Origin of the sequence: Rhizobium sp. NPDC092011 (genome assembly GCF_044756305.1) — a bacterium.
GTDB lineage: Bacteria > Pseudomonadota > Alphaproteobacteria > Rhizobiales > Rhizobiaceae > Rhizobium.
Genome location: NZ_JBIVSO010000001.1, coordinates 51,435 through 65,013 on the forward strand (window position 1 = coordinate 51,435; position 13,579 = coordinate 65,013).

Annotated in this window: 15 protein-coding genes and 4 pseudogenes; 10 read left to right on the forward strand and 9 right to left on the reverse strand. The window is 58.9% G+C overall.

Going from position 1 to position 13,579, the window contains the following annotated elements; translation table 11 throughout:
* Positions 1-19 precede the first annotated feature (19 nt).
* A complete protein-coding gene (locus tag ACIQJ2_RS00290) occupies positions 20-1,009 on the forward strand; it encodes a hypothetical protein (protein ID WP_400666850.1) in 990 nt (329 codons plus the stop codon).
* Here the strand turns inward: ACIQJ2_RS00290 and ACIQJ2_RS00295 are convergent.
* The 6 genes and pseudogenes from ACIQJ2_RS00295 to ACIQJ2_RS00320 all read right to left on the reverse strand — a co-directional run bounded on the left by ACIQJ2_RS00295 (position 997) and on the right by ACIQJ2_RS00320 (position 5,040).
* Positions 997-1,269 (reverse strand): hypothetical protein, encoded by a 273-nt coding sequence (locus tag ACIQJ2_RS00295; RefSeq protein ID WP_400666715.1) that lies wholly within the window; start codon positions 1,267-1,269, stop codon positions 997-999. The genes ACIQJ2_RS00290 and ACIQJ2_RS00295 overlap by 13 nt on opposite strands.
* 9 nt (positions 1,270-1,278) lie before the next feature.
* Positions 1,279-1,578, reverse strand: coding sequence for a DUF982 domain-containing protein (locus ACIQJ2_RS00300; RefSeq protein ID WP_400666713.1), 300 nt, complete (start codon positions 1,576-1,578; stop codon positions 1,279-1,281).
* A gap of 72 nt (positions 1,579-1,650) precedes the next feature.
* Positions 1,651-2,124 (reverse strand): Hsp20 family protein, encoded by a 474-nt coding sequence (locus ACIQJ2_RS00305; RefSeq protein ID WP_400666711.1) that lies wholly within the window; start codon positions 2,122-2,124, stop codon positions 1,651-1,653.
* Positions 2,125-2,294: 170 nt separating this feature from the next.
* Positions 2,295-3,325, reverse strand: a pseudogene (gene ligD / locus ACIQJ2_RS00310) (non-homologous end-joining DNA ligase).
* Positions 3,322-4,128 (reverse strand): Ku protein, encoded by an 807-nt coding sequence (locus ACIQJ2_RS00315; protein ID WP_400666709.1) that lies wholly within the window; start codon positions 4,126-4,128, stop codon positions 3,322-3,324. Before ACIQJ2_RS00315 ends, ligD begins: the two are co-directional and overlap by 4 nt.
* Positions 4,129-4,140: 12 nt before the next feature.
* Positions 4,141-5,040 carry a Ku protein gene (locus ACIQJ2_RS00320; RefSeq protein ID WP_400666707.1) on the reverse strand — a complete coding sequence of 300 codons (900 nt, stop codon included), beginning with the start codon at positions 5,038-5,040 and terminating at the stop codon, positions 4,141-4,143.
* Between the two features lie 282 nt (positions 5,041-5,322).
* On the opposite strand from ACIQJ2_RS00320, the gene xth reads away from it, so the two are divergent.
* Positions 5,323-6,099: an exodeoxyribonuclease III gene (gene xth, locus ACIQJ2_RS00325; RefSeq protein ID WP_400666705.1), complete on the forward strand. Its 777-nt coding sequence runs from the start codon at positions 5,323-5,325 to the stop codon at positions 6,097-6,099.
* A gap of 525 nt (positions 6,100-6,624) precedes the next feature.
* Here the strand turns inward: xth and ACIQJ2_RS00330 are convergent.
* Positions 6,625-7,242, reverse strand: coding sequence for a CGNR zinc finger domain-containing protein (locus tag ACIQJ2_RS00330; RefSeq protein WP_400666703.1), 618 nt, complete (start codon positions 7,240-7,242; stop codon positions 6,625-6,627).
* Between the two features lie 89 nt (positions 7,243-7,331).
* On the opposite strand from ACIQJ2_RS00330, the gene ACIQJ2_RS00335 reads away from it, so the two are divergent.
* From ACIQJ2_RS00335 to ACIQJ2_RS00365, 7 genes and pseudogenes are all read left to right on the forward strand, one after another.
* Positions 7,332-8,273 carry a DMT family transporter gene (locus tag ACIQJ2_RS00335; protein WP_400666701.1) on the forward strand — a complete coding sequence of 314 codons (942 nt, stop codon included), beginning with the start codon at positions 7,332-7,334 and terminating at the stop codon, positions 8,271-8,273.
* Between the two features lie 104 nt (positions 8,274-8,377).
* Positions 8,378-8,563: a hypothetical protein gene (locus tag ACIQJ2_RS00340; RefSeq protein ID WP_400666699.1), complete on the forward strand. Its 186-nt coding sequence runs from the start codon at positions 8,378-8,380 to the stop codon at positions 8,561-8,563.
* Positions 8,564-8,696: 133 nt separating this feature from the next.
* Positions 8,697-8,879, forward strand: a pseudogene (locus tag ACIQJ2_RS00345) (hypothetical protein); the annotation flags it as partial.
* Positions 8,880-9,163: 284 nt separating this feature from the next.
* Positions 9,164-9,397, forward strand: a complete 234-nt coding sequence (locus ACIQJ2_RS00350) for a DUF6894 family protein (RefSeq protein WP_400666697.1) — start codon at positions 9,164-9,166, stop codon at positions 9,395-9,397.
* Positions 9,398-9,523: 126 nt separating this feature from the next.
* Complete coding sequence (locus ACIQJ2_RS00355) at positions 9,524-10,012, forward strand: hypothetical protein (RefSeq protein ID WP_400666695.1); 489 nt, start codon at positions 9,524-9,526, stop codon at positions 10,010-10,012.
* Between the two features lie 101 nt (positions 10,013-10,113).
* A complete protein-coding gene (locus ACIQJ2_RS00360; RefSeq protein ID WP_400666848.1) occupies positions 10,114-10,314 on the forward strand; it encodes a GFA family protein in 201 nt (66 codons plus the stop codon).
* A gap of 108 nt (positions 10,315-10,422) precedes the next feature.
* Positions 10,423-10,840: pseudogene (locus ACIQJ2_RS00365) on the forward strand (GXWXG domain-containing protein).
* 188 nt (positions 10,841-11,028) lie between these two features.
* Here ACIQJ2_RS00365 and ACIQJ2_RS00370 read toward each other — a convergent pair.
* Together ACIQJ2_RS00370 and ACIQJ2_RS00375 are read right to left on the reverse strand one after the other, a co-directional pair.
* Complete coding sequence (locus ACIQJ2_RS00370) at positions 11,029-11,568, reverse strand: hypothetical protein (RefSeq protein ID WP_400666693.1); 540 nt, start codon at positions 11,566-11,568, stop codon at positions 11,029-11,031.
* Between the two features lie 139 nt (positions 11,569-11,707).
* Positions 11,708-12,187 carry a divalent metal cation transporter gene (locus ACIQJ2_RS00375; protein WP_400666691.1) on the reverse strand — a complete coding sequence of 160 codons (480 nt, stop codon included), beginning with the start codon at positions 12,185-12,187 and terminating at the stop codon, positions 11,708-11,710.
* A 411-nt stretch (positions 12,188-12,598) separates the two neighbouring features.
* On the opposite strand from ACIQJ2_RS00375, the pseudogene ACIQJ2_RS00380 reads away from it, so the two are divergent.
* A pseudogene (locus ACIQJ2_RS00380) lies at positions 12,599-13,521 on the forward strand (hypothetical protein).
* Positions 13,522-13,579: the final 58 nt, after the last annotated feature.

Consider the following 13,579-nt stretch of genomic DNA (forward strand, 5'->3'; position numbering starts at 1 on the left):
AATTCCGCGTTACAGCATAATGGAACAGAAACCGGACAGCGATGCTCCCTTAGAGCCGCGCGACGGCGCGACGACGGAGCTGCCCCGCGATCGCATCACCCTGCAGCGCTTCCGCGAAGCGTTTCCCCGCGCGCGATGGAGCGATCGTCTCAAAGCCTGGTTCGTGCCAGGGCGCACCGCTGAGAGTCGCATTGGCCGTTGGCGCGCAGAGATGGAAGCGGAGGCCGAGGCATTCGCCGACGAGAAGGGCAGAGATGCCTTCGCGTTCGATCCGATTGAAGGCCGCTATCTGGAAGCTGGCCCCTCTTCCTTTGAGATCCGGACACCCTATTCGCGCACCGTCATCAACGAAATCCGAGAAATTCCCTTTGCGCGCTGGGATGCGGACCGACGCCTCTGGACGGTGCCTTACCGTTCGTTCGACGAACTCCGCCGGCGGTGGCCGGCAATAGAGATTGCCGCCGAACACAATGAACCCGAGGTGCGGAAGGCGCGACTTGAAGCGATAAAGGGCACCGAGGAAGCCGAGGTGTCGAAGGCACAGACGAGGGAGCGCCGGCGGAAACGGTACCCCGTCCCGGCCAATGATGGCCCGCCTTTGGATTGTGCTGTCAGCACACATGTCGGAGTCGTTTTCTTCACTGGTACGGACGGTGAGTTGGCAGATAACGCCACGGTCGACTCGTTTTACTTTCCAGCAGCGCGAGGTGAGGAGTATGTCTGGACGTCGTGGCGACGGGGAACGCTGGAAGAATTGGTGATCACGTGGCCAGCACGAACATCTCCAGCACCTCAAGATCTGCAACGCGGCTGGTGGTTGTCGACCTTGGACGAACTGCGAACCGCGCGCCGCGACGCCAAATACAGGAGACGGACCGCATCGCCATCGAACACGCGCGCGACAGCCGGAGACAATGACCGTCGCACTGCATGGGCCGTTCCCCGCCGATTCTGGTATCGTGTCGGCGGCCAGACTGTCGGCTCATCTATGATCCGTCAGATACCATAGCGATCGAGTTCTCTGAGCGCAGCCTCCACTTCATCGATCAAAATTGGCTCTGGGGTTCCCGGCATCTGACGGAGCGCCGGTTTTGAATCGACAGCGTAAAGGTCCGACGCCCAGGCCGCAAGGATCGCCCGCTTGTCGTCGATGGAAAGCGCAGGCGCTCTGGCCACATCGAACGGCCGGCGAAGCTTCATGCCCTGGAGTAGGACCGTTGGCCTAATCGCCGCCGCGTTGCTGGCTGCCTGATGCAACACGTCGTGCATCGTCTCTCCTCACCTCACGTGCGGATCCCGATCGCGCCGCAGGCGTGAGGCGGCGATCGAATTGGTGTCCGGAGCCAGCAGATCGTGTTTCTCGGCGAAGGCGGCAAACAGACCGCGCGCGGTTTCCGCTTCTATCTCACCGCGCAGCGCGGCACTGCATGCCTTCAGCGCGACCGAGTGCGCGGCATCCCTCACCGAGGCCGGCCATTCGACGAGATGGCGGTAGGCGTCCATCACTCCGCGAACCTCGGCCGGAAAGCCGAGGCCGACGAGAATGGAAACAGGCTGTCTGAACATATCGGGTTTCATCTTACTCTCCTTCCCAACCCGGAATGTTTGGGCGCCGTAGCCACGGCGCCCTTGTTCTGCGGACAATGCGGATTAAGCTGCCTTTTGCGCCTCGATCTGTGCGGGTGCAGTCGATGTCGAAGCGGGCGCACGTTCAATGGAGATTTTCCGCGGCTTGAGTGCTTCGGGGATCTCGCGAACCAAGTCGATCGACAGAAGACCGTTCCTCAGATCGGCTCCGTTCACCCTGACATGATCGGCAAGCTCGAACCGGTGTTCGAACGGCCGGCCGGCGATACCGCGATGCAGGTAACCATCGGCGGATGCCTCCTGCTTCTTGCCTGTGACGGTCAGAAGGTTGGACTGGAAGGTGATGTCGAGATCGTCCTGGGCAAAGCCCGCCACCGCGATCGAGATCCGGTAGCTGTCAGCGCCGGTCTTGACGATGTCATAAGGCGGCCAGTCGCTGATCGAGCGGGCGCGCTGAGCGTTTTCGAGAAGATTGAAGACCCGGTCGAAGCCGACGCTCGAACGGAAGAGCGGTGCATAGTCGTAAGATGTTGCCATAGCCATATCCTCCTGAAGCAACATGGGTACGGAAGCGCCGAAAGACGGCACTCCCAAAAAGCGCCAGCCCTTCATCAGCGGCTGGCGGCAATCGATTTGGTTTTTGGCATATTTGGATTCAAGAGCCGTTGCAGAAAACATTCTTGCTTTTTGGCCTCTGCCCGCGCCACTCAATCCAGCTCGTAAACCGCGGTATTATCCTGAACGTCGCGCAGGCCTTTGTACGAGCCATGGCGCAGATTGCCGTCGTCGGTCCAGCCCCGGAATTCGATCTCGGCGATCAGCGTCGGCTGCGCGAAAACATAATTCTTACCCTTCAAGGGCACCACTGGCGTCGTGATCTTCAGGATATCGAGCGTCTTCTTCAGATAGGCCGCATCTTTCTCTTGAAGCCTGTGCCGACAGCGCCGACATAGTTCCAGTCATGACCGCGGCGAGCGGCCAGCAGTAGGCTGCCGATCCCGCCGCGCCCCGAGGCCGACGGCTCATAGCCGACGATCATGAAGCTCTCGCTTTGCACGCATTTGATTTTCAGCCAGTCTCCCGTTCGTCCTGACCTGTACGGGCTGTCCCGGTGCTTGGCGATGATGCCTTCCATTCCAAGCGAGCGGGCATTTTCGAGAAGCTCGGCGCCGTCACCCTGCACCTCTTCGGAAAGCTGGATGGCACCGACGGCACCATCGAGCAGGTCCGTCAGCAGATGCCGGCGGACCGAGAGTTCGGTTTTCGTGAGATCATGCCCGTCGAAATACAAAAGATCGAAAGCAAACAGGACGGATTCCGTCGAGGCACGTTTGCCGCCGCGTCCGCCCGGCGAGCGTTGCAGGGCGCCGAAGTCCGAGCGGCCTTGCGCATTGAGAACCACGGCTTCGCCGTCCAGGATTGCCGTCCCGACCCCGAGCTCTTTGGCAACCGCCGCAATCGCGGGAAACCGATGTGTCCAGTCGTGGCCGCCGCGGGTGATGATTCTAACGCCGTTTGGCTCGATGTGGATCGCTAGGCGATAGCCATCCCATTTGATTTCGAAAGCCCAATCCGGCCCGCTCGGAGAGACCGACTTCAGCAGGGCGAGGCAAGGCTCGACGCGGTCTGGCATCGGATCGAAGGGAAGGTTGGGCTGCGCCGGATCGCGCTTTCGGCGCGGCTGCGATTTCGCGGTAAGGCTATCGTCCTGCAACAGGGCCTTGGCGCGTCTGCTCATTTGCCGGTCCGGGTCTCTGTCGCGACCGACTTCTTTAAGGCATCCATGATGTTGATGACGTTGCTTGGGGCAGTTGCTGACGCCGGCGCTTTGGCCTTCGATCGCTTCTTCAGCGCCTTCTTCTTGTCGGCGATGATGTCGAGCAGCCGGTCCTGCACCGGATCGATCACCATCTTCGGGTCCCAATGTTGCGTCTGCTTTTCGATCAGTTGCTGGATCAGCGGCATCATGTCGGAATCCGCTGTCTCATCACCGATGCCCTCGAAATAGGTTTCTTCATCACGCACCTCGTCCCCGTAGCGCAATGTCCAAAGCACGATACCCTTGCCGCGTGGCTCCAGCATGACGGCGCGCTCGCGCCGCGTGATGACCAGCCGCGAAATGCCGACCATGTCCTGGGATTCCATTGCGTCACGGATGACCGAGAACGCCTCCTGGCCGACGGGATCGTTCGGCGACAGATAATAGGGCGTGTCGAGCCAGATCCATTCGATGCTGTCGCGCGGTGTAAAGGTGGAGATGTCGATGGTCTTGGTGCTGTCAAGGGCCACATTTTCGAGTTCCTCGTCTTCCAGCATGACATAGTCGCTCTCGCCGCGCTGGTAGCCCTTGACCTCGTCCTCTTCCTTGACCTCTTTGCCGGTGACAGAATCGACATAGTGGCTGACCACGCGGTTTTGTGTCTCGCGATTGAGGGTGTGGAAGCGAACCTTCTCGTTTTCCGAGGTTGCCGGCATCATCTGCACCGGACAGGTGACCAGGGACAGCTTCAGATAGCCTTTCCAGTGGGGGCGAAGAGCCATGGTATCCTCCAATCAACCGGCACGGCGGGCAGTTGCAGCGGCCCGTTTCGCCTTGGTGGCGGCCACGGGCTTTGCCGCCTTTTGCCGGCTGGCACTTTTGTTGGCGTTGGCGGCGGTGGGCTTCGATCCCGCCTTGCCACTGACACCGGCGCTCTCCCGAAGAGCCTGCAACAGATCGCTCGGTTTCGATGCGACCGGCGCTTTCTTCTTGGGCAGCGACCGCCCTTCGATTTTCGCCTTCACCAGCTCGGCAACGGCCGCCTCGTAGCGATCGTCGAATGTGCTGGCGTCGAAGCTGCCCTTTTTGGTGCCGATGATATGCTCGGCGAGTTCCAGCATTTCGCCCTGGATCTTCAAATCCGGTAGCTCCTCGAAGGCTTCGGTCGACGAGCGGACCTCGTAGTCGAAGTTGAGCATCGTGGCGATCAGGCCCTTGCCGTGCGGCCGGATCAGCACCGTGCGCATACGGCGGAAGAGGACGGTGCGCGCGATCGCCGCGACTTTGGCTTTCTTCATACCGTCGCGCAGCAGCACAAAGGCATCGGTGCCCATCTTGTCGGGCGCCAAGTAATACGGCTTGTCGAAATAGACGTCGTCGATTTCTTTGCAGGGAATAAAGGCGTCGACCTTGAGGGTCTTATCGCTGTCCGGGACAGCAGCGGCCACCTCGTCTGGCTCGAGAATGATATACTGGCCGTTTTCGATCTCGTAGCCCTTGACCTGGTCGTCACGTTCGACAGGATCGCCGGTCTCAGTATCCACGAACTCGCGCTTCACCCGATTGCCGGTCTTGCGGTTCAGCGTGTTGAACGCAATACGCTCCGACGACGATGTCGCTGTGTAGAGTGCCACGGGACATGCGACCTCTCCGAACTTGATGAAGCCTTTCCAATTCGCTCTCGGGGCAACCATGACGCAGACTCCTGACACAACCAATGCGATTCAAGCAAATCAGCAAGGAATTGTTCCACATCGAAACGAATCATTTTTCAATAGCTTAGCCCTTCGGAAGCTCGCCTTTTGCGAGTCGCGGCTAGACTCCTGATTCACATGCATCTTTTGGCCACCACGCGCGTTTAGCCATGCAGCAACCATAAGGAGTCCTGCCATGACCAAGCGCGAACTGATCGACATCCGTACCGACAAACGCTACGTCCGCCGTGATAAGGGCGACCACAAGCGCTGATCAAGTCGATGAAGCTGGTCACCTACAATGTCAATGGCATCAACGGCCGCCTCAATGTGCTGCTGCGGTGGCTGGACGAGGCGAAGCCGGATATCGTCTGCCTGCAGGAGCTGAAGGCGCCCGATGAGAAGTTTCCGCGCCGCGAGCTCGAACGTGCCGGATATGGTGCCATCTGGCACGGCCAGAAAGCCTGGAACGGCGTAGCGATCCTCGCCCGTGACCAGGAACCGCGTGAAACCCGTCGCGGACTTCCAGGCGATCCCGACGACAGTCACAGCCGCTACATCGAGGCGGCGATCGATGGAATCGTCGTGGGCTGTCTTTATCTTCCGAACGGCAATCCGGCGCCAGGGCCGAAGTTCGACTACAAGCTTCGCTGGTTCGAGCGGCTGCGCGCCTATGCAGCCGAACTTTTCGAACTCGAGGTACCGGTTGCACTTGTCGGTGACTTCAACGTCATGCCGACAGACCTCGACGTCTACAAGCCGGAGCGCTGGCTGGACGACGCGTTGTTTCGACCGGAAGTTCGGGCCGCCTATGCCGAGCTTATCGCCATGGGTTGGACGGATGCCATCCGGCTCCTGCATCCGAACGACCGGATCTACACCTTTTGGAAGTATTTTCGAAACGCCTTCGCCCGAGATGCCGGCCTGCGCATCGATCATTTTTTGCTGAGCCCTTCCCTGCGCGAACGGCTGACAGCGGGTGGCGTCGATAAGTTCGCGCGGGGCTGGGAGCACGCGAGCGATCACGCACCCACCTGGATTGAACTCGACGACGGATAACTTATCTCGTGACCAGATATCCCGTCTCGACGAGCCCCCTCTGCCGGTTGTCTATAGCGAAGATATCCGAACACTGGCGAGCCCTTTGGCTTGCCACTTCGATTAAAGTCTCCAGCTTAATTCGACGGCCGGTCCAAATGGCGCTTCCCAGCTCACAGGTGCGATCCCGCACATGCCTATGAGTTGACCAGCACTCTATTCCTCCAGCGCCTAAAGCCCCATCCGCGGTCATCAAAGGGGACAGATATCGTTGCACATCGGGCTCGACATTCAATGCGTGAAATACCTCTCGATCTTCGAGACGCCAAGGCCGCATCGTCAGGTGGGGCGTTTCCAGTAACACGTTTGGATGAGAATTCGTCATGGGGGTAATGTCCTTCTATGGTCCACCTGCATAATTACATGTTCTGCCTCGGCGATCGGCAGCCCTTCCTTTTCCAGCGCGACGTCGCGCGCTGCCGGCGAACTGAGGTCATGCGCCAAGGGCCACCAGTCCCGCCGCGATTCAAGTGAACCAAAATTAGTTCAGTCAGCCTGCGTCGCGCGAAACCTGCGCACTCTGGCATGCGATCCACAGGTCTTGTCCGAGCACCACTGCCTGTGACCACCACGAGATCGGTCGAGAAACAGCCAACCACAGTTTGGTCCTTGGCATTGTCGCACTGGACGTCTTCCGTCTCGCGACGTCAAAAGCTCGGCGGCGGACTTGGCAACGCGGTCGCGGATTGCTTCCAGTTCCTTGGCATCCGCACCACGCCAAGTGATCTTGCCTGCCACACGCTCCAATGATTGTCGCGAATGTACATCTCTCGCCATTTTGCCAACGAGATCTAGATCCTCGTGGCTGAACTGGCTTTCATCAACCTCAGACAGGAATAGACGGCAGAGAGCTTCCCGCAATTCCTTTGCTTTCGCGAGTTCACGTTCAGCTTCTATGGGTGATTGGTGCGCCCTTGAGAGCAAGGTGCCACCTTCCTTGTCATCAATCACGGCCAGGCGCCGAGCCCAGGCCACGAGGTCGTCGTAGCTGTTCAGAAAATCCGGCCCCCAGCGTTCGCCCCGACTGTCGACGGTGTTGACGAAGTCGAGCGACGGATGGCCGCCGAACAGGCTGATGTCCATGATCGTCTTTTGCGTGGTCATCGCTCGAATATCGGTTACCGGAACGATTTCGACAAGAGAGCGTTGTAACGGGATATATAAATATTACCCGTTACGTGATCGGAGCCATTATGGTCGCCAGCGTCAACAGGAATCATCTGCGCTTCTTGATGTTATGCGCAATCTGGGGAAGTACCTGGATCGGAGTGAAGGCAGGCATCGAGACCGTGCCGCCGCTCTTGTTCGCCGGCACGCGTTTTACAGCTGCCGGCTTGTTGCTCCTTCTATATGCAGTGGTGAAAGGCGAGACAAAGGGGTTCAGGCTAGAAGACGGCTTTCGCTTTGCTGCCGCCAGCATCATGATGATCACGCTCTGCTACGGCCCTCTCTTCTGGGGAATGCAATATATCGATTCTGGGACCGCCGCGGTTCTGGAGATGTCACTCACCCCGATCGCGCTCCTGGTGTTCGCTCTCCTGCTGAAAGAAGAGACCTTGAATGGCCGCCTGATCGCCGCAATCGCGCTGGGCGTCACCGGCCTGATCGTACTTTTCTGGCCGACTGCTACCCCTGCTCCCTCAGGTCCAGACATCTTTCCAGGCGCGAGCCTATGGGGCGGCTTGGCAGTTGCATCAGCGGCCTTCACCTATGGCTACGGCTCGGTACTCTCACGTCCTCTCTTGCGAGCCTATCCCGCTTCGTTCGTCGCAGGTTTCACCACGCTTGTCGGCGGCGCTGTGCTGCTGCTTGCAGCGCTAGCTGTCGAACCGGGTGCTGTTTCCGCTCTCTCCCGCAAATGGGGTGCCGCAGCCTGGCTGGGCTGGTCATTCCTGGTGATTTTCGGATCGCTGATCGGCTACACGACCTTTATGCGACTGCTGCGGGACATCGGTGCGTCCCGCGCCGGCAGCTATGCCTTCGTGTCGCCTGTCATCGCTGTCGTGTTCGGAGCCGTCTTCTTTGCTGAGGAGGTTACTATGATGGATGTGATCGGAATCGTCATCATGCTGAGTGGCGCCTATCTCGCAATGTCAGGCGCATCCGCGACTGATGCAGCCGCTCTCGAAACCTGACGATCTGCTGAAGAACCGGAATGTGCATTGAGAGGTGACCACTGTCAGCCGAGGCGTAAAAACTCTCTCCTGATGTACACTCATCTTGGTCGATCGGAGGTGGTATGTCGGGCTATATCGAAGGTATCGGCCGCGACCAGGTTACGCTGTTTCCGGATCATCTTGAGGATGGATTCAACGAAGATCATCCATTTCGGGTGATCGACGCTTTTGTCGATGCCATGGACCTCGCCGAAGTTGACTTTGGGCGCATGTCGCCTGCGCAAATAGGCCGACCGTCGGCACTGTAATGTCTGGGGTCGAACATCGATCCCACATGGGCCTAAATAGCCGGCCGGAGAATTCCCCGCTACCCTACTCAGCGGCGAGAGCGCGTCATGGAGGGCTTCAAGTCAGCCCAATATCTTGACCGTTTCGTTTCCATACGACCGATCGGCCTTACCGCTTCTCGACAAAGCGGGAATTTCCATGCCACTCGACGAAGGCACCGTAGCGCTCTTGAGCGCGAAAGATATTGCTGGATTTGTGGGGGAACTCGGAAAACTAAGGGTTTGGGGACGGGAACCCTCCATCAAAGTGGGCAAGGCTTCGCCACCTATCGTATGATGCAAATCGGGCGCGGAGTGATCCGCACCCGTCGCCCTTACGGGAATGTCGGGGCTCGAATTAGCTCGCGTGTAGGCCAATTCGAAATTTTGTGGCTCTGTTCCCCAGCCTTGACGTGCTGCTCATTGGAGCCACCCTACTTGCCTGGCGAGCTGGTGCTCTTCGGCGACGGGCCCGAGAACGGTGATGCGATGGGGCCTTTCGCGAAGATCGATTCGCCGTTCCAAGCAGGCATGGAACAGGCAAGATCCCTAGGCGTTTCCCAGCAAAAGTAGGTAGCGTAGATGAAATTCTACTTCCACGTCAGGGACATCGATGGATACGAGAAGGATCTGGAGGGCGTTGATCTGCCATCGCTCTCCATCGCCCTCGATGAAGCCCGGCAGGCGGCTCGGGAAATGGTTGCGGAGCTCGTTCTTCAACACGAGAAGGTCGACGACCGCATGTTCGAGATCGCCAACGACGAAGTCGACGTGGTCGGGACGGTTGCCTTCAAGGACGTCATCGGACTGGACTAGGCGTCCGTCAGTTCCGCGAACCGGGGTAAAAGTTTGCCGATAAACAGATGCGCCGGGGCCGGACGCCGCGAGAGCACGGAACTTCAAGGCGCCCTCCGTCTTTCTTACGCACACAGGAGGACGACCATGCCAAAACCTAAGGATTCCCCAGCAGTCAAATCTATGAAGATCGAACAGGCAGCCCAGCGCGAACGCGCCCTAAAGGGCGATCTCGACATTGGCCTCGAAGACACCTTCCCGGCGTCGGATCCGGTCTCCGCCACCCACACCGCCGTCCCGGCCGGAAGAACCGACGCCGATGAAGCCGATCGCGTGCGACATAAGCCGGAAACTGACGAAGAATTCCCGCTCGTGGAAGAGGCGCTCCGCTCGACAGGAGAAGGCCGCCGGTCCGCCGATCGCGCCGATGCCGGCGGCGCTCGCCCGCGTGCGCTTCGAAGGGACGCCGACCGCATGGCCGGGATGGCGACGGAAGTCGCATCCAGCGCGACGTCGCTCGCGAGGTCCGAAGTCCGTAGCTTCGTGCAGGACGTCGAAGACACGATCCGCGAGCGGCCCATCGCGACTGTCGCTATTGTCGCCGCCCTCGCCTTCTTCCTCGGCGCGACGCGTTAGGGGGCGGACATGGCTTGGCACTGGAGTGGTGGAGCCTGTGCGGACGTTGCCGCTACGAGTTCGATGACGATCCTCTGCACTCTGGATACTGTCGTTGCGACATGTGCAAGAAGGCGACCGGCGAGCTTTTTGCGGTCCTCGTGCAGGCGAGGGTCGAAGATCTTCGATGGACCAAACGATCGCCCTCCGCCTATAGGTCTTCGCCGATAGCGACGCGCGACTTCTGTCCGAACTGCGGGGTGCCCCTCTACCTCCAATACGACGGCGACGAACTGGGCCGACTGCGGCGTCGGTCTTCCTGAAGAGGAGACGCAGGAGACGTTCTGAGCGGAAAAGAGACAATTGAGCAGGTTCGTCAACACGAGCGAATTGAATGGTTCGCCTCCTTGAAGCCGGTCTTGCCGGAAGAGATGGTCGGCCTGTGGCGCGGCGCCGGCATCCCGTCGGATCACCCGCTAGACGGCGTGCTCGAGAACCTGCGTTGGTTTGGCAAGCGGTTCCATCCGAAATTGCGCGCGGACGCCCTGCTTTTCCAGTGCACCCGGTCGTCTAGTTCCGATCGAACCGTCCTTCTTCCCGATCAGGATGGCGATCCGCTTGGCTTCCCTCGGCCGGACGTTCGTTGCCAGGAAATGGTTCTCCTACCTTCAGAATGCCTTTCGTGCTCGCGAAACGACGGCGATGCTGACCCTGCGAATGATCGACGGCGTGGAAACCGCCGCGATGGTATACGACAAGCAGCCGATCGCCGACTTCTTTCGACGCGTAAGTGAAAACGAAGTCGCCGGGATGATGATCATCGACGGAGACGAGCGACGGGGCGCTTGACGGATAGGCAGTCTTCCTGGAAACGCCGCACGGTTGCAACATCGCCAAGCGGGTCGAACTCGCCGGCGGACGAATGAGGTACACTAGTTAGCCGGCCTTTGACGAAACATCCGACTGAGTGAACATACGGCCGGCTTTCGCACGACTGTTCTCGTCGGGCTTGCCGGGTGACCATGGCCATTGCTCAATTACCCTTCTTCCCCTGGATATGCTGACTGCTTGAGGAGCTTGGCGAGATGCACTGTGTTGTGGGCCAGCACGGATATCATTGTCTGAACGGCCTCCGGGGTCTTTTCCAGATCCACGAAGTTCGTCGATCCCATTGCCGCCCCTACCCAGTAGGCCACAGCATTGGCTGGGATCGTAAAACCGACATCATTGAGGGCCTGGAAGATCTCCGCCGAAACGTGGTGAGCGCCGTCCTCGTTGCGGACCACCGCAACCGCGGCGACCTTGCCATATGAGACGACGCCATGCTTTTTGAACTCTTCGGAAATGAGCTCGAGCAATTTGCCGGTCGAGGACGCCACGAGTCCAAGGATTTCAAAGTACCGTTCAAGGCAAGTGCTTTCAGTGGCATTGTTCCTCCTGTCGTGAGCGGGTTGGCCGGACACTCCGTCCGCCCAATTTCCGGTGAATATGGGTGCTTCCTGTTCGCGCAAGGCGAAACCGATCTCCAGCCAAGTTGTTCCCCTTCGTAATTGAGCGCTTGCGGCGCCAAGTCCCATCGCCCCCCTCCCAATTGGTCAGCTCCGAATTCTGGCAAGCGAGGTGCTAGTCTTGTCTTGTTGTTATGACCTCCTCGGTCTCAAGTCTCGAACAGTTGTTCGAAAGTTTAGTTCCTCAGCGATTGCTAGAAAGATGCCGTCAGTGCCATGCGGCGAGGTCCAAAGACATGGCGAGGCAGGAAGCCCATGCCAGAACGCTCAGGCCCCTGCCGATGACAAACTGCTTCATGACTTTTAGATTGGACGCGATCAGCATCAGGATCACCATGATGGGGACGGCGACCACGCCGTTGATCACCGCACTCCAGAACAGGGCCTTCATCGGAGAGATCGGCGTGAAGTTCAACAACAGCCCAACCACGGTCGCCAGGCCAATGGTGGTGTAAAAGGCCTTCGCTTTGCTCGGTTCCACGGACAGCCCCACTTTCCAGCGTGCCGCCTCGCCGACAGCATATACCGCCGAACCGGCGAGAACCGGCACGGCCAACAGCCCTGTCCCAATAACGACTGTTTCGAAGATAATCTTGGCGAATTGCATGTTGCCGCTATCGTCGTTCGAGTGCGTACCTACCAAAAGCGATAGGCTGGGCCATGATGAACTCTTGACATTGATGATCACGTCCACGCTCTCCGGAACGTCAAACGGCACCGCTAACAATTCCCAGCCGTCCCACTATGCTGTTTGCGATCCGGCCTTCAGCGCAGGACCTATCGCACAACACCTCTCTTCGTAACTTGTGTCTTATCTTCCCCGACTGCATCAGGCTCCTATCGCCTTTCAGGCCGACCAATAGCGGTGGCCGATGCGGTCCTCCCAACCTGAAACGCGGCAGAGTAAATCGAGAAGATCCTGTGCGACCAATCGCTTCTTAGGGGGAACAAGCACTAGGCCTCTGCGTTGCTGATTCGCAAGAAATCGAAATTTCTAGAGGAGTTTATAGTCATGGGTCGCGGCATTCTTCTTTGGCTACTTGGTATTCCACTGCCGATCGTCATCCTTCTCGTTCTCTTCATGCGATAGGAGGCGGCTATGTCACTTTCAGACGCACCCGGTGCAATACCGATCGCGTCCTCGCAGTCGGCACTGACATGGGGGCCGATCATTGGCGGCGCCGTCGCCGCAACGGGCATCAGCCTCATACTGATCCTCCTTGGTAGCGGCGTGTGGGGCTGACAATGGTTTCGCCCTGGCAAGGTCAAAGCGCATCCATCGGTTCGCTGGCCATTACCTCCGCGATATGGCTCGTGATCGTGCAGTGGCTTTCATCGGCGTTCGGAGGCTATCTAACGGGTCGGCTTCGAACAAAATGGGCAGCGGTTCGAACGGAGGAGATATTCTTTCGCGACACCGCTCATGGGTTTATCAGCTGGGCGCTCGCTACTCTATTTGTCGCTGGCTTTCTCGCATTGTCGCTGACTTCGCTTGCCGCGTGCGGCAATCGGGCGGTCGGTGCAGTGGCTACAACCGCCGCCACGGCAACGTCTTCAGCGTCTTCGAATGCGAACCTTTCGGTATCCTACTTCACCGACGCTCTGCTACGCCCGGGCCAAAGCCAGCAACACGCAGCAAGTAATGATGATGCGGCGGTAGCGGAAATATCTCGTATATTGTTAAACGGTGCCGTCCAGGGACAGATACCCGATGAAGACAAAAACTATCTTGCCACCGTTGTCGCGGCTCGTACCGGCCTGTCTGCCGATGACGCCAAAGCACGCCTCGAGACCGTTTTGAAACGCATAGATGATGCAAAGGTCGCTGCGCAAAAAGTTGCCGACGATGCACGCAAATCGGCTGCGACGACAGCACTATTGGGTGCGCTTTCACTGCTTGTTGGCGCCTTCATTGCCTCAGCAGCGGCCGCGCTCGGCGGAGCCCAACGTGACGAAGAAGAAGATCTGATAGTGACCGATAGCTTCGGTTCCCCAACATCACGCCGGTCAGTGACCGGGTGATTTCGCGAGTCAGGCAACACGCATACGTGGCCTGGCCCACGCCAAAAGAGGAAATCGA

What these genes read in the sequence shown, in the direction of transcription:
- ACIQJ2_RS00290 (WP_400666850.1), top strand. Translation starts at nt 20, where the DNA reads ATGGAACAGAAACCGGACAGCGATGCTCCCTTAGAGCCGCGCGACGGC.
- ACIQJ2_RS00295 (WP_400666715.1), bottom strand. Translation starts at nt 1,269, where the DNA reads ATGCACGACGTGTTGCATCAGGCAGCCAGCAACGCGGCGGCGATTAGG.
- ACIQJ2_RS00300 (WP_400666713.1), bottom strand. Translation starts at nt 1,578, where the DNA reads ATGAAACCCGATATGTTCAGACAGCCTGTTTCCATTCTCGTCGGCCTC.
- ACIQJ2_RS00305 (WP_400666711.1), bottom strand. Translation starts at nt 2,124, where the DNA reads ATGGCAACATCTTACGACTATGCACCGCTCTTCCGTTCGAGCGTCGGC.
- ACIQJ2_RS00315 (WP_400666709.1), bottom strand. Translation starts at nt 4,128, where the DNA reads ATGGCTCTTCGCCCCCACTGGAAAGGCTATCTGAAGCTGTCCCTGGTC.
- ACIQJ2_RS00320 (WP_400666707.1), bottom strand. Translation starts at nt 5,040, where the DNA reads ATGGTTGCCCCGAGAGCGAATTGGAAAGGCTTCATCAAGTTCGGAGAG.
- xth (WP_400666705.1), top strand. Translation starts at nt 5,323, where the DNA reads ATGAAGCTGGTCACCTACAATGTCAATGGCATCAACGGCCGCCTCAAT.
- ACIQJ2_RS00330 (WP_400666703.1), bottom strand. Translation starts at nt 7,242, where the DNA reads ATGACCACGCAAAAGACGATCATGGACATCAGCCTGTTCGGCGGCCAT.
- ACIQJ2_RS00335 (WP_400666701.1), top strand. Translation starts at nt 7,332, where the DNA reads ATGGTCGCCAGCGTCAACAGGAATCATCTGCGCTTCTTGATGTTATGC.
- ACIQJ2_RS00340 (WP_400666699.1), top strand. Translation starts at nt 8,378, where the DNA reads ATGTCGGGCTATATCGAAGGTATCGGCCGCGACCAGGTTACGCTGTTT.
- ACIQJ2_RS00350 (WP_400666697.1), top strand. Translation starts at nt 9,164, where the DNA reads ATGAAATTCTACTTCCACGTCAGGGACATCGATGGATACGAGAAGGAT.
- ACIQJ2_RS00355 (WP_400666695.1), top strand. Translation starts at nt 9,524, where the DNA reads ATGCCAAAACCTAAGGATTCCCCAGCAGTCAAATCTATGAAGATCGAA.
- ACIQJ2_RS00360 (WP_400666848.1), top strand. Translation starts at nt 10,114, where the DNA reads ATGTGCAAGAAGGCGACCGGCGAGCTTTTTGCGGTCCTCGTGCAGGCG.
- ACIQJ2_RS00370 (WP_400666693.1), bottom strand. Translation starts at nt 11,568, where the DNA reads ATGGGACTTGGCGCCGCAAGCGCTCAATTACGAAGGGGAACAACTTGG.